The 18,608-nt window shown below is 72.2% G+C and carries 16 protein-coding genes; 6 read left to right on the top strand and 10 right to left on the bottom strand.

The features are described 5' to 3' along the window. Positions 1 to 54: 54 nt before the first annotated feature. Both JMJ56_RS04505 and JMJ56_RS04500 read left to right on the top strand, forming a co-directional pair. Entirely contained in the window at positions 55 to 1,287 is a 1,233-nt protein-coding gene (locus JMJ56_RS04505; protein WP_202830384.1) for a type III PLP-dependent enzyme, read from the top strand. A gap of 94 nt (positions 1,288 to 1,381) precedes the next feature. Further along, positions 1,382 to 2,800, top strand: a complete 1,419-nt coding sequence (locus tag JMJ56_RS04500; RefSeq protein WP_202830383.1) for a homospermidine synthase — start codon at positions 1,382 to 1,384, stop codon at positions 2,798 to 2,800. Between the two features lie 6 nt (positions 2,801 to 2,806). Here the strand turns inward: JMJ56_RS04500 and JMJ56_RS35205 are convergent, their stop codons facing one another. The 7 genes from JMJ56_RS35205 to JMJ56_RS04465 all read right to left on the bottom strand — a co-directional run bounded on the left by JMJ56_RS35205 (position 2,807) and on the right by JMJ56_RS04465 (position 9,589). Then, positions 2,807 to 4,138: a sensor histidine kinase gene (locus JMJ56_RS35205; RefSeq protein WP_202830382.1), complete on the bottom strand. Its 1,332-nt coding sequence runs from the start codon at positions 4,136 to 4,138 to the stop codon at positions 2,807 to 2,809. Positions 4,139 to 4,144: 6 nt separating this feature from the next. After that, positions 4,145 to 4,804 (bottom strand): response regulator transcription factor, encoded by a 660-nt coding sequence (locus JMJ56_RS04490; protein ID WP_202830381.1) that lies wholly within the window; start codon positions 4,802 to 4,804, stop codon positions 4,145 to 4,147. Further along, complete coding sequence (locus tag JMJ56_RS04485; protein ID WP_202830380.1) at positions 4,804 to 5,118, bottom strand: PepSY domain-containing protein; 315 nt, start codon at positions 5,116 to 5,118, stop codon at positions 4,804 to 4,806. Before JMJ56_RS04485 ends, JMJ56_RS04490 begins: the two co-directional genes overlap by 1 nt. 205 nt (positions 5,119 to 5,323) lie before the next feature. Further along, positions 5,324 to 6,445 (bottom strand): glycosyltransferase, encoded by a 1,122-nt coding sequence (locus JMJ56_RS04480; protein WP_202830379.1) that lies wholly within the window; start codon positions 6,443 to 6,445, stop codon positions 5,324 to 5,326. Continuing rightward, entirely contained in the window at positions 6,442 to 7,329 is an 888-nt protein-coding gene (locus JMJ56_RS04475) for a ferredoxin reductase domain-containing protein (protein ID WP_202830378.1), read from the bottom strand. The genes JMJ56_RS04480 and JMJ56_RS04475 overlap by 4 nt, the downstream gene beginning before the upstream one ends. Then, positions 7,326 to 8,717 (bottom strand): glycosyltransferase, encoded by a 1,392-nt coding sequence (locus tag JMJ56_RS04470; RefSeq protein WP_202830377.1) that lies wholly within the window; start codon positions 8,715 to 8,717, stop codon positions 7,326 to 7,328. The genes JMJ56_RS04475 and JMJ56_RS04470 overlap by 4 nt, the downstream gene beginning before the upstream one ends. Continuing rightward, positions 8,717 to 9,589, bottom strand: a complete 873-nt coding sequence (locus JMJ56_RS04465) for a LysR family transcriptional regulator (RefSeq protein WP_236037407.1) — start codon at positions 9,587 to 9,589, stop codon at positions 8,717 to 8,719. Before JMJ56_RS04465 ends, JMJ56_RS04470 begins: the two co-directional genes overlap by 1 nt. A gap of 103 nt (positions 9,590 to 9,692) precedes the next feature. Here JMJ56_RS04465 and JMJ56_RS04460 point away from each other — a divergent pair, with 103 nt between their 5' ends. The 4 genes from JMJ56_RS04460 to JMJ56_RS04445 are packed head-to-tail and all read left to right on the top strand — an operon-like array spanning position 9,693 to position 13,900. Continuing rightward, complete coding sequence (locus tag JMJ56_RS04460) at positions 9,693 to 10,097, top strand: 4-oxalocrotonate tautomerase (RefSeq protein ID WP_202830375.1); 405 nt, start codon at positions 9,693 to 9,695, stop codon at positions 10,095 to 10,097. A gap of 43 nt (positions 10,098 to 10,140) precedes the next feature. Beyond that, positions 10,141 to 11,424 carry a hypothetical protein gene (locus tag JMJ56_RS04455; protein ID WP_202830374.1) on the top strand — a complete coding sequence of 428 codons (1,284 nt, stop codon included), beginning with the start codon at positions 10,141 to 10,143 and terminating at the stop codon, positions 11,422 to 11,424. A 53-nt stretch (positions 11,425 to 11,477) separates the two neighbouring features. Beyond that, positions 11,478 to 12,713: an alpha-hydroxy acid oxidase gene (locus JMJ56_RS04450; RefSeq protein ID WP_202830373.1), complete on the top strand. Its 1,236-nt coding sequence runs from the start codon at positions 11,478 to 11,480 to the stop codon at positions 12,711 to 12,713. After that, entirely contained in the window at positions 12,626 to 13,900 is a 1,275-nt protein-coding gene (locus JMJ56_RS04445) for an MFS transporter (RefSeq protein ID WP_328702293.1), read from the top strand. Before JMJ56_RS04450 ends, JMJ56_RS04445 begins: the two co-directional genes overlap by 88 nt. Positions 13,901 to 13,956: 56 nt before the next feature. Here the strand turns inward: JMJ56_RS04445 and JMJ56_RS04440 are convergent, their stop codons facing one another. The 3 genes from JMJ56_RS04440 to JMJ56_RS04430 form a co-directional block, all read right to left on the bottom strand. Further along, positions 13,957 to 15,963, bottom strand: a complete 2,007-nt coding sequence (locus JMJ56_RS04440) for a carbohydrate-binding domain-containing protein (RefSeq protein ID WP_202830371.1) — start codon at positions 15,961 to 15,963, stop codon at positions 13,957 to 13,959. Between the two features lie 450 nt (positions 15,964 to 16,413). Further along, positions 16,414 to 17,619, bottom strand: coding sequence for a CaiB/BaiF CoA transferase family protein (locus JMJ56_RS04435; RefSeq protein ID WP_202830370.1), 1,206 nt, complete (start codon positions 17,617 to 17,619; stop codon positions 16,414 to 16,416). Continuing rightward, on the bottom strand, positions 17,616 to 18,578 hold the full coding sequence (locus JMJ56_RS04430; protein WP_202830369.1) for a hydroxymethylglutaryl-CoA lyase: 963 nt from the start codon (positions 18,576 to 18,578) through the stop codon (positions 17,616 to 17,618). Before JMJ56_RS04430 ends, JMJ56_RS04435 begins: the two co-directional genes overlap by 4 nt. Positions 18,579 to 18,608 lie beyond the last annotated feature (30 nt).

Raw genomic sequence — 18,608 nt, 5'->3', positions numbered from 1 at the left:
GCCTGAAGCCGGGCCAAGCCCCCCGTCTCCTCTCGCTTTCCAGGATCGCGCCACATGTCTCTTCTCCGCACCCGTGCGGCGGTCGCCCCGCTGCGCCGCCGCCTCGACGACGCCCTGACCGCCCTCCCCTCCGTCGATGCCCTGGTCGCCGTCGAGCGGCCGGAGGAGCCGATGCACTGCCTGCGCCCGGCCGCCATCGCCGAGGCCTCGGCCGCATTCGTCGCAGGCTTCCCGGGCGAGGTGCTCTACGCAGTGAAGTGCAACCCGGAGCCCGCCGTGCTGCGCGCGGTCTGGGAGGGCGGCGTGCGCCATTTCGACTGCGCCTCGGCCAATGAGGTGGCGCTGGTGCGGACGATGTTCCCCGAGGCCGGCATCCATTTCATGCACCCGATCAAGGCGCGCGGAGCGATCCGCGCCGCCTGGGGCGAGCATGGGGTGCGCGACTTCGTGCTCGACAGCGCGGCGGAGCTGGAGAAGATCCTCGCCGAGACCGGCGCGGGCGCCGAGGACGGGCTCGGCCTCTTCATCCGCCTTGGCCTGCCGAAAGGCACGGCGATGCTCGACCTCTCCGGCAAGTTTGGCGCCGAGCCTGAGGAGGCGGTGGCCCTGCTCCGCGCCGCCCGTCCGCATGCCACGCGGCTCGGCCTCTGCTTCCATGTCGGCTCACAGATGATGGACCCGCTCGCCTGGCGGCAGGCCATGGCGCTGGCGGGCGAGGTCATCCGCGCGGCCGGCGTGCTGGTCGAGGTGGTCGATGTCGGCGGCGGCTTCCCGGTCGCCTATCCGGGGATCGAGCCGCCCCCCCTCGGTGCCTTCTTCGCCGAGATCGAGGCGAGCTTTGAGGCGCTGGACCTGCCGGGCGCGGTGCTTTGGGCCGAGCCGGGCCGCGCCCTGGTCGCCGGCGGCGGCTCGGTCGTGGTGCAGGTGCAGGGGCGGCGCGGCCGCGACCTCTACCTGAACGACGGCGTCTATGGCGCGCTCTCCGATGCCGGCGTGCCGGGCTTCACCTTCCCGGTGCGGCTGATCCGCCCGGAAGGCCCGGCGCCGGCCGCAGCGGCGGAGGATTTCGTCTTCTTCGGCCCGACCTGCGACAGCGCGGACCGGATGAAAGGCCCCTTCCCGCTCCCCGCCGACATCCGCGAGGGCGACTGGATCGAGATCGGCCAGCTCGGCGCCTATGGTGCCTGCCTGCGCACCGCCTTCAACGGCTTCGACCGGGCCCGCCTGGTCGAGGTGCGCGACCGGCCGATGCTCGAGGCTGACGCGGAAGTTTCACTGGCCGCCTGAGGCCCACTGCGCGTTCTCCCCTGACGACCGGGCCCCCTCCCTTGCGGAGGGGACCGGCCCTTTTGTTGCGTGCCTCGAAGGAGCTCCTCCCCCGATGATCCATGCCCGCTTCCCCGGCCGCCTCGTCATGCTCGGCTTCGGCAGCATCGGCCAGGGCGTTCTGCCGCTCATCCTCCGGCACATCGACATCCCGCGCGAGAGCATCACCATCGTCACCGCCGAGGAGCGCGGCCGCGAGGTGGCGGCGGAATATGGCATCCGCTTCGTGGTGGAGGCGGCGACGCGCGAGAACTACCGCGACCTGCTGACCCCGCTGCTACGCCGTGGCGACTTCCTGCTCAACCTCTCGGTCGACGTCTCCTCCGTCGCGCTGATGAAGCTCTGCCAGGAGCTCGACGTGCTCTACCTCGACACCGTCGTCGAGCCCTGGGCGGGCGGCTACACCGACCCGTCGCTGACGCCCTCGCAGCGCTCCAACTACGCGATGCGCGAAGCGGCGATCGCGCTGCGCGAGGCGGCGCAGGATGGGCCGACCTCGGTGACGGCACATGGCGCGAATCCCGGCCTAGTCAGCCATTTCGTCAAGCAGGCGCTGCTCGACATCGCCCGCGACACCGGCGCGCCGATCGCCGCGCCACCGCCGGCCGCCGACCGCGCCGCCTGGGCGCGCATCGCCCACGACCTCGGCGTGAAGGTGATCCACATTGCCGAGCGCGACACGCAGGTCGCCGACCGGCCGAAAAAGCCGGGCGAGTTCGTCAACACCTGGTCGGTCGATGGCTTCGTCGGCGAGGGCTGCCAGCCAGCAGAACTCGGCTGGGGCACGCATGAGAAGGCGCTGCCGGCGGACGGCCACCGCCACGGCTTCGGCTGCGACGCGGCGATCTACCTGATGCGCCCCGGCGCATCGACCCGCGTGCGCACATGGACGCCGCTGGAGGGGCCGTTCCACGGCTTCCTCATTACCCATAACGAGAGCATCTCGCTCGCCGACTACTACACCGTGCGCGACGAGGCGGGCCGCGTGGCCTACCGCCCGACCGCCCATTACGCCTACCACCCCTGCGACGACGCCGTTCTTTCCGTCCACGAGCTGGCCGGCAAGAACTGGGAGATGCAGCCCGAGAAGCGGCTGATGACGGACGAGATCGTCCGCGGCATGGACGAGCTCGGCGTGTTGTTGATGGGCCATGCGAAGGGTGCCTACTGGTACGGCTCGCGCCTCGCCATCGAGGAAGCGCGGAAGCTCGTGCCGCACAACAACGCCACCTCCCTGCAGGTGACGGTCGCCGTGCTGGCCGGCGTCATCTGGGCGATGGAAAATCCGCGCCGCGGCGTGGTCGAGGCGGACGAGATCGACCACCAGCGCGTGCTGGAGATCGCCCGGCCCTACCTCGGCGAGTTGGTCGGCGCCTATTCGGACTGGACGCCCTTGCAGGACCGCGCTCGCCTCTTCCCCGAGGCGTTGGATGCCGAGGATCCTTGGCTGTTCTCGAACATCCGCGTGGTCTGAGAGCCTTCAGCGCGCCGGCAACCTGAGCCGGGCGCGCAACCCGCCGGATGGCGCGGCCTCCAGCGCGAGGCCGCCGCCATGCAGTTCCACCAGGTCGCGCACGATGGCGAGGCCGAGGCCGCTGCCCGGCGCCGCCTCGTCGAGCCTGATGCCGCGCGCCAGCACCTGCTCGCGCTCATCCCCGTGCAACCCTGGCCCGTCATCCCCGACGGCCGCCGTCACCATTCCGGCCTCCCGCCCGATGCGGAGCGTCACCCGGCGGCGGGCCCATTGGCAGGCATTTTCCATAAGGTTGCCAAGCATCTCGGCGAGATCCTGCGGATCGACGGAGACGCGGGCCCGGGCATCCCCTTCGACTTCGATTGCCAGCGCCTCATTGCCGGGCAGGCGGCGGAGGGCACGGGCGATGTCCTCACCGATGGCGAGCGGCAGCGCGCCCGGTCCTGGCGCGCCGGAGAGCGCGGCGGCCCGGGCGCGGCGGAGGTGATGCTGCACCAGCCGCTCCATCGCCTGTGCCTCGCCGCGGAGGGCAGCGAGGTCGGGCGGCGCAGCGTCGAGTGCCGCGCGCTGCACGGCGAGCGGGGTCTTCAGCGCATGGGCGAGGTTGCCGAGATGGGCGCGGGCGCGCTCGACGGTTGCGCGGTTCTGCCGCAGGAGCGCGTCGATCTCCTCCAGCAGCGGCGCGATCTCGCTGGGCGCGGCGAGGCTGGCCAGATCCTCCCGTTCGCCGGCGCGGAGTTCGGCAACGGCCTGCTGCGCCTGGCGCAGCGGCCTGAGGCCGAGCACCACCTGCAGCACGGTCCCCGCCACCAAGCCGAGGCCGAGCAGGCCGAAGCCGAGGCCGATCAGCCAGCGCAGGCGGCGTACCTCGCCATCCACCCCGCCCCGCGCCATGGCGGCCTGGACCAGCAGCGGCGGTCCGCCATCCGGCGGCACCACCGCCCGCTCTCCGAGGCGCAGCGGCTCGTCGCGCGGGCCGGCGACGTTGCGCAGGCGCGGGCTGGGGCCGGAGGCTTCCTCGAAATCCGGCAGATGCGCGTCCCAGAGCGAGCGGGAGGCGGCACGGCCGCCGGTCGGGCCAGTGATCTGCCAGTAGGCGCCGGCAAAGGGCTGCTCGAGATCGGGCTCGGTGACCGGGCGCTCCAGGCGCGGGCGGCCATCCGGGCCGCGGGCGGCGGCGCCGGCCACGCGGTCGAGCAGGCCGAGGACACGGGCATCGAAGCCGCGCAGCACTTGGTCGCTGGCGATGCCGAGGAGAAGCCAGCCGGCCACCAGCAGGCCGAGCGCCACCCAGAGCGCCGAGAGCGCCGCCAGCCGCAGGGTGAGCGAGCGGAACACCGGCGCTCAGCCAGGCGCCAGGCGGTAGCCCTGGCCGCGCAGCGTCTCGATCAGCGCCGGGTCGAGCTTCCGCCGCAGCCGGCCGACCACGACCTCCAACGTGTTGGAGTCGCGGTCGAAATCCTGGGCGTAGAGATGCTCGGTCAGCTCCGCCTTGGAGACGATGCGGCCCGGGCGATGCGCCAGATACGCGAGCAACCGGAATTCCAGCGCGGTCAGCCGCACCGACGTACCGCGCCAGGCGACGCTGCCGGCGGCGGTGTCGAGCCGGAGGTCACCGAGCGCGATCACCGGCTGGGCGAGGCCGTTGGCGCGGCGGACCAGGGCGCGCAGCCGGGCCAGCAGCTCCGCCATGGCGAAGGGCTTGGCAAGATAGTCGTCCGCGCCGGCATCGAGGCCGGCGACCTTCTCCGTCCAGCCGTCGCGGGCGGTGAGGATCAGCACCGGCATGGCGCGGCCGGCAGCCCGCCAGCGGCGCAGCACGGAGAGGCCGTCGAGCCGCGGCAGGCCGAGATCGAGCACCACGGCGTCATAGGCTTCGGTTTCGCCGAGGAAATGCGCCTCCTCGCCGTCCGGCGCAAGGTCGACGGCGAAATGCGCGGCGACCAGCGCTTCGCGGAGCTGGGCGGCAAGGGCGGCGCTGTCCTCGGCAACCAGCACGCGCATCAGCGGCGCTCCTGCACGGGGCCGCGGGTCTGCAGCACCTCGCCGGTCGCGGCGTCGAGCGTCACCCGGTACATGCGGCCCGAAGGTGGCAGTAGCTTGAACTCGTAGACCCAGCGGCCATCGTCACGATCGAGGTCGGTATCGACCACCTGGCCGACGAAGCGCCGTTCCAGCTCGCCGAGGATGCGCGAGAGCGGGCGAATCTCGCCGCGCTCCACCGCGGTGCGGGCGCGGTCCTGGTCATCGTCATCCGCGCGGGCGGCAGGGGACGCCAGTGGCAGGAGCAGAAGTGCAAGCAGGCTTCGGCGCAGCATCGCGCAAGGCTGCGGCGGCGAAGCTGAACCGCGGCTGAACGGGCGGCTCAGGCCCGGTTCAGGCAGCGGGTGCGAAGGTCGCCTCATCGGATGCTGTTCCGGGAGGTTTGCATGATGACCATGATCGATCCGGCGATGCTCGGCCTTGGGCTCTTCCTCTTCGCCTGCGGGATGGTGCCGGGGGTGCTGGCGCTGCGGGCGGAGCTCACCCCGCCAGCGCCACCAGCCGTACCGCCAGCGCATCCTGCGCCTCGGCCAGCGATGCCGCATAGCGAAGGGCGAGCTGGCGCGAGGCTTGTCGCAATCCCAGGCGGAAGGACTCGTTCGCGCGGTATTCCCGCATCAGCATGACGAGCGTCGCCACATCGGAGCAGCGATGGCCGGGATGCACGGCGGGGAGGCCGGCGAAGGCATCCTCCGTGCCGAGCACCGGGTTGCCGAAGGCGAGCGCCTCGACCGTCTTCACCTTTAGGCCGGTGCCGCCGGCCATCGGATTCAGCACACAATCGACGGCGGCGTAGAAGGCGGCGACATCGGCGAGATTCGGCATCAGCCGCGGGCGGGAGGCGAGGCGGAGATCCCCGCGGCGCAGGACGCGGCCGGCCAGCAGCCAGGGCAGATCGGGCGCCCCGGCCAGGGCGGCGTCGAGGGCGCCGAGCGCGGCAAGGTTCCAGGGATTGGCGCTGCCGAGATAGCCGAAAGGCATCACCGGATGCGGCTGTGGCCCCGCGAGGAAGCGGAGGGGCGGCATGTGGCCGAGCACGGCAACCTCCGCCCGGGTGCGGCGGCGCAGTTCCGCGGCTTCCGCATCCTGGATGGCGAGCACGAGGTCGGCCCGGTCCAGGCCGCGGCGTTCCTCGGCGATGGTGGTGAAGAACCATGACGGGTCGAGCCCTTGCGCCCGCGCCACCGCGTCGCGGCCGCCGAAGAGATCATGCGTGTCGAGGATGCGGAAGGCATCGCCGGCACCCTCCAGCGCGGCGGAGAGCCAGACATAGTTCACCAGCACCGCATCGTAGCGCCGGGCACGTTGCAGCGCGGCGAACTGCTCCGGCAGGGCGGGCGGGCACCAGTCGTCGATGCTCCAGGCGCCGGGGAGACTCGGCTCGCCGATGGCGGCGGCGGGGACCTCGTGGAAGCCGTGCCAGAAGCTGGCCATCGCGCTGCGTTGGCCCGGCGTGCTGCCCTCGGTGGCGCAATGAAGGAATTCGCACCGGATGCCTCGCGCCATCAGCGCCGCGCCGAGTCTCTGGATGCGCGCCGCATTGCCTTGGTCGGCAGGGTGCGAGGCGATGGGGGAAAGAATGAGAAGGCGCGGCGCCCTCATGGCCGCGCCTCGAGCGCCATGAGGCGGAGGCCTGGCGGCGCGCCGTCGCGCCAGGCGAGGCCGAGCACGGGAGCGCGGTCGGCTGGCGGGTCGATGCTGGCGACGAGGCCGCCAGGGACCGGCCGGACGGGGATGCGAAGCCCATCGAGGAAAAGCGCGGTGGGACCCGGCTCCGCACCGGCGAAGTTCAGCCGGAGGCGCCAGCGCAGCGGCGGCAGCGCGCCGGGCAACAGCCGCAGTTGGCGCACGCCCTCGAGCGGCAGCCCCGCCGGCCCGCCCGGCGCAGGCAGGTCGTGCGGCAGGGCGGCGGAGGGAAGCAGCAGGTCGGGCACATGGCCGGGGCGAGGGACGAGCAGCAGCAAGCTGGCTTGGCGTGGAGTGAGGCTGCGGCCGCCCTGCTGCCAGCCCGGCCCCGCCAGGGAGGCGGCGGCGGCGCGCAGGCATTCGTAGATCTCGGCCAGGCGGGGCTCGGGCAGCAGCAGGTCGTGGCGTTCCGGCGCATCGTCGCAGCCGGCGAGCAGCAGGATGCGGGCGAGGCCGTCCGCCAGCGGCGCCTGGCCGGTGCCGCCGGCGACCAGGGTGAGGCTGGCACCCGGCATTGGGGAACCGGAAGGCGTCCAGGCGAGGCGGTCGCGAGCCTCCTCCCAGGCCGGGTCGGGCTCGGCTTCGGCCACAGGGTCGAGGCCGAGCAGGGGAAGGCCTTGCTGGCGGAAGCGGGCGAGCAGGGCGCGTTCCGCCGGGTCGAGCGCCATCGCATCGGCGACGCCGGCCCGGGTGCCGGGCAGCCAGGGCAGCAGCGCGCCGAGCGGCAGGCCCAGGTCGCGCGCGGCAAGGCCCGGCAGGGCACGGGCGAACAGGGCGGCAAGCAGCGGGGCGGCGCTCATGCCGGCAGCTGGAGGTCAAGCACCAGCCCCCTCCCCTCCAGCCGTGCGGCGCGGAGCTCGGCGCCAGGCGGCAACAGGGCTTCGGCGAGGCCGCCGGGGGCGAGGCTCAGCGCGGCGAGCTGGCCGGATTCCTCGAGGCCGAGGCACAGGCGGCAGGCGCCCGTCCGGCCGGCCAGGGCGGCGGCGATCAGCGTGCGGTCGGCAGCGAGGCGGAGCAGCGGCGTGGGCTCGGCCCGTGGCGGCGGGCGGTCCTCCGCGGCCTCGATCGCGGCGCGGTAGCGGGCGGCGACGGCCGGCAGCGCCATCTCAGCCTCGGCATGGGCGCGGCCGGCGCCGCCGATGGCGCGGGCCCGCTCCGGCGCGGCAGCGAGGGCGGCCAGCGCCTCGGCCAGGGCCGGGGCGCCGCCGGCGAGCGGCAGGGCGATGACGGCATCGCCGGGCAATTCGGCGAAGGCGCCGGTGCGGGAGACGATGCAGCAAGTGCCGGCCGCCAGCGCGCGGGCGAGCGAGCCGGAGCTCTCGCCGGCCGAGGGGAAGCGGAGGTTCACCAGCACGTCGGCCGCGGCGATATGCGCGTCGAACTCATCGGCCGGCAGGTGGCCGGTGATGCGCGCACGGCCGCCGATGCGCGGGGCGAGCGCGGCCGGGACCTCGCCGGCATGGATCCAGCGTAGGGCGGGCAGCCCTTCCAGCGCCGCCAGCACCCAGTCGAGGCGCTTGGCCAGCGACGCGAAGCCGGCGGTGACGAGAAGGAACTCCTCGGGCCCGATGCCGAGCCGGGCGCGGGCCTCGGCGCGCACTGGCGGGCGGCCGGGCGGAAGCAGGTGCGGGATGACCTCGACATGCGCGGTCGCCGCCTCGCCATGGGTGAGGCGGAGGCGGGCCCTGGCGAAGCGGGAATGGACGATGACGGCCCGGGACCGTGCCAGCACCTCCCCGGCCAGGTCGAAGAGCAGGTGGTTGGCGCGGGTGGAGACGCCCCGCTCGCGCAGGTGCCGGGCATAGGTGGCGGCGAGGCCGGGCGCGGCATGGCGCATGCCGGCGAGGATGGTGACGCGGTCCTCGCCGGTGGATTCATAGAGATGCAGCAGGCCGGGATCGTGCAGCGTGGTGACGCCGGGCCGCGCCCGCAGGGCCTGCAATACGAAGTCGTGGCCAGGATTGTTGCCGATTTGGTAAAGGCGCCGCCTCCCGTCGCCCGGCAGGCGGTGGGCCAGCGCCAGGTCCACCACGGGGATGCCGGCGGGGGCTTCGGCCAGCCAGTCCTCGACGGCGGCGGCGCAATCGTAATGCGCGGCGAGGCCCGGGAGCAGCGCGGCGGCATAATCGGCGATGCCGTTCCGCGCCGGCGGCAGTGGGCTGACCATCAGAAGAGGCGGGCGGTCCATCACCGGCCATTTGCGCGCGAAGCGCCGGTTTCGCCAAGGCTCGCGCGGAGGCCAGCGGCCAACGCCCGGGTCGCCGCGGCGAGGGCCGGCGAGCCGGTCCGCGCGAGGAGGACGATTTGCGAGGGCGGCAAGACCGGCAGGCCGAGCGCCGGGCCAAGCTCCGGCGCCCCGCCGGCGGCGATGCGGCCCATCGGCGCGATGCCGAGCCCGGCCTCGGCCCCGGCCAGCAGCGCGGCGCAGCTGCCGCCGACGAAGCTCTCCCGCCAGGGCAGGCCGGCGCGGTCGAGGGCGCGGATGGCGGCGCCGCGCACGCCGCAGGCCGGGCCGAGGGTCGCCAACGGCACCGGCTCCCCCGAGACAAGACGCAACCCTGCGGCGCCGCGCCAGCCGAGCGGGTCCTGCCCGAGCACCTCGCCATCCGGGCCGGCGGCCTCGCGGCGGATCAGCGCCGCATCGCAGTCGCCGGACTCGAAGCGGGCGCGGACCTCCTGCGACAGGCCGGTGCGGAGGGAGAGGATGGCGCCGGGCGGCAGGGCGGTGCGCAGCCGCCGGAACAGCCCCTCCAGCCCGAGGCCGAGCGCATGGTCGCTGGCGCAGAGGGCGAAGCGGAAGGGCGGCGCCTCCTCCAGCCGTAGGGCAGCCTCATGCGCGGCGAGCAGCGCGCGGGCGCGTTCGAGGAAGACGGTGCCGGCGGCGGTCGGGCGGACGAAGCGCGGGGTGCGCTCCAGCAGGCGATGTCCGAGCCGGGCCTCCAGCGCCTTCAGCCGCTGGCTCACCACGGGCTGCACGGTGCCACCCGCCTCGGCGGCACGGGTGAGGCTGCCGTACTCGGCGGCGAGAACGAAGAGGCGGACGGAATCGAGGTCGAGCATCATAAGATTTTACTATATCAAAAAGTCGCACTCATAGCGTTTTGGTGAGGATGGTCGCACGGCAAATTCGGCTTCGAGATCACCGACCGAAGGAGACCATCCCATGCCCATGATCGGCATTCGCTACGTCACCCCCTCCCCCCGCCCCGGACTGCAGGCCGAGGTGGCGGCGCTGGCCGCGCGCCTCGCCGCCGAACATCTCGGCAAGGACCCCGGCGTCACCGCCGTGCTGGCGGAGCCGGCGCGGTCGGAGGACTGGTTCATCGCCGGGCAGCGGCCGACCGAGGCGGGACTCGGCGCCTTCTGGATCGACATCAAGGTGACGGCGGGGACCAACACCAAGGCGGAAACGACGCGCTTCGTCGCCGCCGCCTTCACCGGCATGGCAGGGCTGCTTGGGCCGTTGCACGAGGAAAGCTATGTCCTCGTCCATGCGGCGGATGGCGATGCCTATGGCTATGGCGGGCGGACCCAGAACGGCCGCTGGGCGGCGGCGAACCCCGGGTGAGCCGCTGGCGCGCCACGCATTGGAATGGTAGCGACGGCGCGCCATGGATGATGCATCGCCCCCGCTGCTGGTGGTCGGCGCCGACCGGGACGGGCTGCGGCTGCGTGCGCTGCGGCCCTTGCGACCGGAGGCGCTGCTCCGTGTTTGGTGCCGCGGGATCGAGGTAGGGCGGCTCGCCCTCGCCGGGGCGGTCGAAGCCGGGGCGGTGCTGACCCTGCCCATCGCCCGCCTGCCTTGCGTGCCGCTGCCTGCGATGCTGCGGATTGCCGCCGCCGTGGAGGGGCCGGAGCTGGCCGAGCCCTGGCCGGTCGCCTCGGCCACGGAGGCAACGGCGCTGCTCGGGCCGCCGCGGCCGGGGATCGAGGATCTCCGGCTCGAATACGGGATGCTGCGGGGGACGGGGATCGAGCGGGCCAACGGGCTGCTCCAGCCGGCGCTGCACGCCGTCATCAATGGCAGCACGGCGCGGGCGGTGCAGGCGGAGCTGCCGGTGCCGCTGGCCGAGGGCGGCTGCGCCTTCCGCTTCGCCCTCGCGCTGGAGCCGGCCGACCTCACCGGCAGCGGCATCGAGGTGACGCTGCATGCGATGGGCAGCCGCGAGGTGCTGGCGCGCTTCGCGCTCGGGCCGAGCCTGCCCGGGGCGGGGCGGTTGGCCGAGATCGAGGCGCGGCTGCTGCGGCTGGAACAGGCCGGGGACGCGCTGCAGTCGACGGGACAGGCCGTGCTCCACCGGCAGCTGCAGATGCAGCAGGAGAGGATCGATGCCTTCATCGATGCGGCGGCGACGCTGCTGCTCGACCGGCTGGCAGGCGACGAGTCGCCGGCCGCCGCGTTGCGCCGGCTGATCGCCGCCGCGGCGCCGGAGCCGGAGGAGGCGGAACCCGTCGCAGCCGCCGAGGGCGCGGAGGCGGTGCTGGCACCGCGCGACCCGGCCTTCGACATCGGCTGGCACGGGGCGGAGGAGGATGAGGGAGGCGCCTTCCGCTGGATGACCCTGCAGGGCCTGCTGCGCAACCCGGCGCCGCTGCGGCCGGTCGCCTGGGTGGTGCTGGAGGTCGGGCATCTCTACGGCGCGCCGGCGCCGGTGGTGGAGGCGGGCTTCGACGGCACGCCCTGCCTCGTCGAGGCGGAGCGGCGGGGACCGCACCATTTCTCGCTGCGCATCGTGCCGCCGGGCGGGGCCATGCCCTGCCGGCTGCTGCGGCTGCAATCGCGCGCCGGCGGCTCGCCGCTGGAGGACGGCGTCAGCGGAGATGAGCGTGTGCTCTCCATCGCCGTCACGGGCGCGGCCTTCCACTATGCGGAGGCACCGGCTGCACCGCGTTGACCGGACGCGGCTTTGGGCCGACCCTGGCCCATCTTGCTGGGGGAGACGGAACGATGCCGCCGGAGGGCGAGACGCGGGAGAGGCTGGCCGAGGCGACGCCAACGGTCGCGGCGCGGCATAACGAGCCGGGTCTTCCGCGCTCCCTGCGGCATATCCTCTCGCTCGATGATTTCGAGCGGGCGGCGCGGCGGCACCTGCCGCGCATGCTGTACGGCTTCGTCTCGGGCGCGGCGGAGACCGACTCCTCGCTGCGCGACAACCGGGCGGCCTTCGGCGAGCTTGGCTTCGTCCCACGCGTGCTGGCGGATGTGACGGGGCGGCAGACCGGGCGGATGCTGTTCGGCCGGCACCACGCGGCCCCCTTCGGCATCGCGCCGATGGGGGCCTCTGCCCTCTCGGCTTACCGGGGCGACCTGCTCTTCGCCCGAGCGGCGGCGGCGGCCAATATCCCCATGATCCTGAGCGCCTCCTCGCTCATTCCGCTGGAGGAGGTCCGGGCCCAGGGGCCGACCGCCTGGTACCAGGCCTACCTGCCGGGCGAGGCCGGGCGGATCGAGGCGCTGGTCGACCGGGTGCTGGCGGCCGGCTACGACACCTTCGTCCTCACCGCCGACGTGCCGGTCTCCGCCAACCGCGAGAACAACGTCCGCAACGGCTATTCCCTGCCGCTGCGGCCCAACCTGCGGCTGGCCTGGGAGGGGATCAGCCATCCGCGCTGGCTGTTCGGCACGGCGCTCAGGACGCTGAAGAACCATGGCATGCCGCATTTCGAGAACATGGATGCGACGCGCGGGCCGCCGGTGCTTTCCTCCAACCTGATCCGGGCGATCGGGAGGCGGGATGGCCTCGCCTGGGAGCACCTGGCGCTGATCCGGGCACGCTGGCCGGGGCATCTCCTGGTGAAGGGCATCCTCTCGCCCGAGGATGCGCGCATCGCCCGCGACTGTGGGGCGGACGGGGTCATCGTCTCCAACCATGGCGGGCGGCAGCTCGACGGCGCCATCGCACCGCTGCGGGTGCTGCCGGAGATCGCACAGGCGGCCGAGGGGATGGCCATCATCTACGACGGCGGCATAAGGCGCGGGACGGATGTGCTGAAGGCGCTGGCGCTCGGCGCCAATTTCACCTTCCTTGGCCGGCCCTTCCTCTATGCGGCGGCGGTGGGGGGCGAGGCCGGGCTGCGGCACGCCATCACCCTGCTCTGGGAGGAGATCCACCGCGACATGGCGATGCTCGGCATCACCGATCTCGGCCAGCTCTCGCCCGACTTCCTGCGGCGGCTGGGATAGTCTCGCGGCTTTCCGGGCTGGGGGCGGCGCTCGCGGCGACGACGGGCGCGCAGTCGCTGGCGACGCTCGCCGTCTTCACCCTGCCGGTGCTGGCGACCCTGGCGGCGCGGGACCTGGGGGCGGAGCCGCACTGGCTCGGCTGGCAGGTGGCCTGCACCTATGCCGCCGCCAGCACGGTCTCGATGTTCTCCGGCGGGCTGCTGCGGCGGCTGGGGCCGGCGCGCTGCACGCAGCTCGCCCTGGCGGCGGGGGCGGCGGCCTGCCTGCTGATCGTCGGCGCGGGGCTGGCAGGGGCGGTGCTCGGCTCCTTCCTGACCGGCATCGGCTATGGGCTGACCAACCCCTCCGCCTCGCAGGTTCTGGCACGGTTGACGCCGCCGGCGCGGCGCAACCGCGTCTTCGCCGTCAAGCAGACCGGCGTGCCGATCGGCGGGGCGCTGGCAGGGGCGATCCTGCCCGGCCTTGCCGGGGCGATCGGCTGGCGCGGGGCGGTGCTGGCGGTCGGCGGGGTGATGGCCGTGGCGGCGATCGGCTGCGGCGCCTTCCGCCGGCATTGGGATGGCGAGCGGGAGCCGGGCGCCCCGCTCGGCGCGGGGGCACTCGGCGGGATCGTCGCCCTCCGGACGCGGCCGGGGCTCGGCCCGCTGGCGGTGATCTCGGCCTGCTTCTCGGGATTCCAGCTCGCCCTTGGCTCCTACATCGTCACCATGCTGGTCGAGGAAGGCGGATGGGCGCCGGTGGCGGCGGGCTTCGTCGCCTCGGCGAGCCAGGCGGTCGGCATCGGGGCGCGCATCGCCTGGGGTGTCGTGGCGGATTGGTGGCGTTCCGGCATGAAGGCGCTGGCGGCGATCGGTGTCTGCACCTGCCTCGGCGGGGCGCTGCTGCCGATGGCGCTGGCCGGGCCGGGAGTGGGGATCGTCATGCTGCTCTGCCTGCTCGGCACCTGCGCGGCCGGGTGGAACGGCTTGCTGCTTGCGGAGGCGGCGCGGCTGGCCGCCCCCGGCAAGGCGGGGGATGCGGCGGGTGGCGTGCTCTCGGTGGCCTTCGCAGGGGTGGTGGTTGGGCCGTCGCTTTTCGGGGCGGCGGTGGCGGTGACGCAATCCTACTCGGCGGCCTTCGGGATGCTCGCCCTCTTCCCCGGCATCGGCGCGCTGATCGCATGGCGGAGTGCGCTGAAGGGGCGCTGAGGCGCCACCGGGTTTTCCGTGCGGGGCGGGGCTGGCGGGCCCCGCCCTCTCCGGCGTCAGGCGATGCCCTGGTACAGGTCGAGAACCGGCGCCGCCAGATCGCGGCCGATCGTCGCGGCGTCGGCGCTGTTCATGTGGGAGCTGTTGGACCCCGCCTCCGGACCGCCTGCCATGGTGATGTTCGAGCCGTAGGCCGCCCAGGACAGCTTCCCGTGGAAAGCGGGATCGGCGGAGAGCTCATCCATGCCCTGGCGGATGGCGGCGAAGCTGCCGCCATAGGGATAGCGGATCGGCACGAAGAGATAGGGCGTGCTCGCCGCGTTCTGGCCGTCGAGGATGGCGTGGATGGCGTTGGCATCCGTCTGCACCTCCTGCTTCCACTGCGCTGTCGTCAGCCCGCTGATCTGCTGGTCGTACTCGTTGTGCATCCAGATGGTGATGGTCTCGTTGTCTTTGATATCCGCCGGCAGCGCAGTGAGATAGTCGTGCATCTTCTTCTGCTGGCCGCCGGTGTCCCAGGTGGTGAAGGCGGTGGCGGAGAACTCCGTCTTGTTGTCGCCGGCGAGGATGTTGATCTTGACGCCCGGCAGCGCCTTCTGCAGCTCGGCCTTCAGGGCGTCGTCGCCGCCGTACTGGTCGAACAGCAAGGCGTTGGACTGGCCGCGGATCAGCACGTTCAGGTCTGTCAGGCCGTCATGGTTCACCGCGGTGCCGGGCGTGGTCGTCACCGGCGGCGGCGCCGTCATCGCGGCTTCGGTGAAGCTGAAGCTTGCGGTCGAATTCGTCGCGCCGCCGGTGATCGCCTTGGCGACGCCCATGAGCTCCGTGCCGTTGTACTTGGCGCCGTCGAGATAGAGGTTGCGGTCGGCGCCTGACCAGCCACCGTACTCGTCGTTGAGGAAGCTGATCTTGACCTGATGCGTCCCCGCCCCCCAGTCGCCGGTGATGTCGAAGGTGTCGCTCGCCTTGTTGGCATGGTTGGCGGTGGTCGTGTAGGTGCCGCCGATCTGCTTGCCGTCCACCGAGACGGTGAACTGCGCGTGGACGTTCTTGTAGGCTTGTTCCGACAGGCGCAGCGTCAGGTGGTCCGGTCCCTCGGTGGTAGCCGGCGGCGGCTCGGTGCCGGTCGGTGGCGGCGTCGTGGCCGGCGGCGGCTCGGTGCTGGTCGGCGGCGGTGTCGTGGCCGGCGGCGGCTCGGTGCTGGTCGGCGGTGGCGTCGTGACCGGCGGCGGCTGGGTGCTGGTCGGCGGCGGCGTCGTGGCCGGCGGCGGCTCGGTGCCAGTCGAGGGCGGCGTGGTCGTCAGCGGCGTCGTGTCGGCGAACTTGAAGACATGGGGATCATAAGCGGACCACATGTCCAGCTTGGCATTGGGGACGGCCACGCCGTTGTAGGTCGCGCTATCGAGATACAGGTTCCGGTCGCCGCCGGCATCCTTCGCATCGTTGAGGAATTTGATGGAGACTGAATGGTCGCCACTATCCCAATTGCCCTTCAACGTCACCAGGTCGGACTTCCAGCCATGCGTGGCGGTCGTCTGGTAGGTCCCTCCGACCTGCACGCCGTCCACGGAAACCGTGAATTGCGCTGCGGCGCCGTACGCGTTCTGGCTGACTTTCAGCACCAGAGTGTCCGGCGTGCCGGTGGGGGGCGGAGTAGTAGTCGGAGGCGGGGTAGTGGTCGGGGGCGGGGTAGTGGTCGGGGGCGGCTGCGTCGTGGTGGGCGGCAGTGCGGTCGTGTCCGTCAGCTTGAACGTGTTCTTGTCATAGGCCGACCACATGTTGAGAACGGCGCCCGGAACGGCCACGCCGTCGTATGTCGCGCCATCCAGGTACAAGTTGCGGTCGCCGCCCGCATCCTTGAAATCGTTCAGATATTTGAGCTGTACCGTGTGCTCGCCTTTGTCCCAGTCCCCCGTCACGGTGACGGTATCGGACTTCCAGCCGTGAGTAGCGGTGGCCTGGTAGGTTGCACCGACCTGCTTGCCATCTACGAAGACTGTGAACTGCGCTGGCACACCGTAAACGGACTGGCTGACCTTCAGCAGTAACGTATCACTCGCCATAATTGTTACGCTCCATACAGAAATACTCCGGCACAGGAATGTTTTTATTTTTATATTCTTCAAGGACTTTTGCATCGCAAGCGGGGGCGGTCAACATGTTTGTGAGGACGAAACTATCGGATCAAGCGGCAATAATCCTTCTGCTGGAACAGTGTTCTCCGGTTTCGTCGTTTGCGTTACTTGAAAGATGAATGGTTTTGCGTGGGCCCCACCTTGCCCAGCCCAACGACCGGGGCTCGCTGGAGCGACGAAGCTTTGCGGGCAGCCGCCGATGTGGTGGCGGAGCACGATCTAGGATCGGGCCCCTGCCTACTTGCCGGGAAGGCGGCCATCGCCGTTTGCGATGGCCGTCGGGTGCCTTCCGTCCGCGCCTGTTCGTGGATGCCGCTCGACCCGATGGTGCCGGGCGGATATTTCCGGCCAGGTGGTGTCACCCGGTCGGAAATCGCTTCAGGCCGAAGCTTCGGCCAGCACGCCGGCGGCGGCGAGTGCGGTGATCTCGCCGGCGGCGAAGCCGGCTTCGGCCAGCACCTCGCCGTTATGCTCGCCGAGGCGCGGCGGCTGGCGGCTGAGGCCGGCACGCTGCCGGGCCTCGCCGAACTCCAGCGGCAGGGCGGGCAGGCCGAACATCGCTCCACCGCCCAGGGCGGAGATCGCCGTTTGCAGCAACCCGCCCCCGGCCAGCAGATGCGGGTCCTCGAACAGGTCGGCCGGCCTGCCAACCGGCGCCCAGGAGATGCCCGCCGCCTCGCAGCGCCGCGCTACCTCCGCTTGGTCAAAACGGCGGAAAACATCGCTCAGGACGGGAACCAGCCAGGACCGTTCCTGAGCCCGCTGCGCATTGGTGGCGAGGCGGGCGTCGGCGGCGAGGTCCGGCAGGCCGAAGGCCTCGGTGAAGCGGGCCCATTGCTGGTCGCTGGTGACGCCGACGAAGAGCTGGCCCCCCTCTCCTGTCTCAAAGGCATCGTAGATGCCCCAGGCGCCGCGGCGGGCAGGCATGGGCGGCGGCGGCTCACCGGTGGCGGCGAGGCCGGCCATGTGGCTGCCCATCAGGAAGACGGCGCTCTCGAACAGGGCGCTGCAGACGCGCTGGCCCTCGCCGCTACGGTCGCGCTCGCGCAGCGCGGCCAATGCCGCGGTGACGCCGAAGACGGCGCCAAGGATGTCGATGATGGAGGCGCCGGCGCGCAGCGGCCGTCCCGGTGGGCCCGTCATGTAGGCGAGGCCGGACTGGAATTGCACCACCTCGTCGAGCGCCGGGCGTTGCTCGTAGGGGCCGGCGAGAAAGCCCTTCAGCGCGAGATAGACGAGGCGTGGGTTAACGGCGCGCAGGTCCTCCCAGCCGCAGCCGAGGCGTTCCATCGTCCCCGGCCCGTAATTCTCCAGCACCAGGTCGGCTTCGGCCGCTAGCCGGTGCGCGGCGTGCCGTCCCTCGGGCCGCTTCAGGTCGAGGGCGATGCTGCGCTTGTTGCGGTTGAAGGTGGCGAAGAAGCCGGCGGCGAAGCCGGGCAGGCGGCGGGTGTGGTCGCCGGCGGGGGCGGGCTCCACCTTCACCACATCCGCGCCGAGATCGGCCAGCACGAGGCCCGCGCACGGCCCCATGATGGTGTGGCTGAACTCCAGGACGCGCAAGCCGGCCAGCGGCGCCACGCTCATGCCGCGACCCGCCGACGGAAGGCGGCGAGGCTGCCGGCACGGATCAGCTCGCTCGGCAGCTGGTGGCCGACGATGCGCTCGGCGAGCCGCCCCACCTCGATCAGCGCGTCGAGGTCGATCCCCGTCGCGATGCCCATCTCCTCGCAGAGCAAGGCCAGCTCCTCGGTGCAGATATTGCCCGCCGCGCCCTTCTGCCCGGCGAAGGGGCAGCCGCCGAGGCCACCCACCGTGCTGTCGAACTTGGTGACGCCGAGGCGGAGCCCGGCATGGGCATTGGCGACGGCCAGCCCCCGCGTGTCGTGCAGGTGCAGGCCGATGCGGAGATCGGGCCAGCGCTCACGCACCGCGCCGATGCCGCGCTCGATGCGGATTGGCGTCGCCCATCCCATGGTATCGGCGAGCGACAGATCGGTGATGGCGACGCCCGCCTCCCCGGCGATGGCGAGGCCGTCGGCCACGGTCTGCACCACCTGGGCCGGCGTGATGTCGCCTTGGTAATTGCAGCCGAAGGCGGCCATGATGCCAAGGCGCGTCACCGGCACGCCGGCCTCGAGATGCGCCGCGGTCTGCTTCCGCATCGCCTCCAGGTTCTCGGCATGGCCACGGTTGAGGTTCTTGCGTGAGAAGGCGTCCGATGCGGAGAGAGAGATGGAGCCGGTGACGGTCAGGCGCTCGCGGAAGGCGAGCGCGCGGCGCAGGCCGCTCTCGTTGAACCAAAGGCCGGTGTAGTGGACGCCGGGCTTCGGGCGGAAGCCGCCGGCGACTGCCTCGGCATCGGCCCAGCCGGGGACGAGGCGCGGGTTGACGAAGGAGCAGACCTGGATGTGGCGGAGGCCGGTCTCCGCCAGCGCCTCGACCAGGGCGATTTTCTCCGTGGACGGGATCGGGCCGGGCTCGATCTGAAAGCCCTCGCGGGGGCCCTCCTCGTGGATGTCCACATGCTGGGGCAGGTCGGCCATGGTCGCGTTCCCTATCGAATTGGGCGGAGA

Source organism: Belnapia arida, assembly GCF_016773205.1.
In the GTDB taxonomy this organism is placed as follows: Bacteria; Pseudomonadota; Alphaproteobacteria; order Acetobacterales; family Acetobacteraceae; genus Belnapia; species Belnapia arida.
Note: the sequence above shows the minus strand (reverse complement) of the source record. Positions and strands in the feature narration are given on the sequence as shown.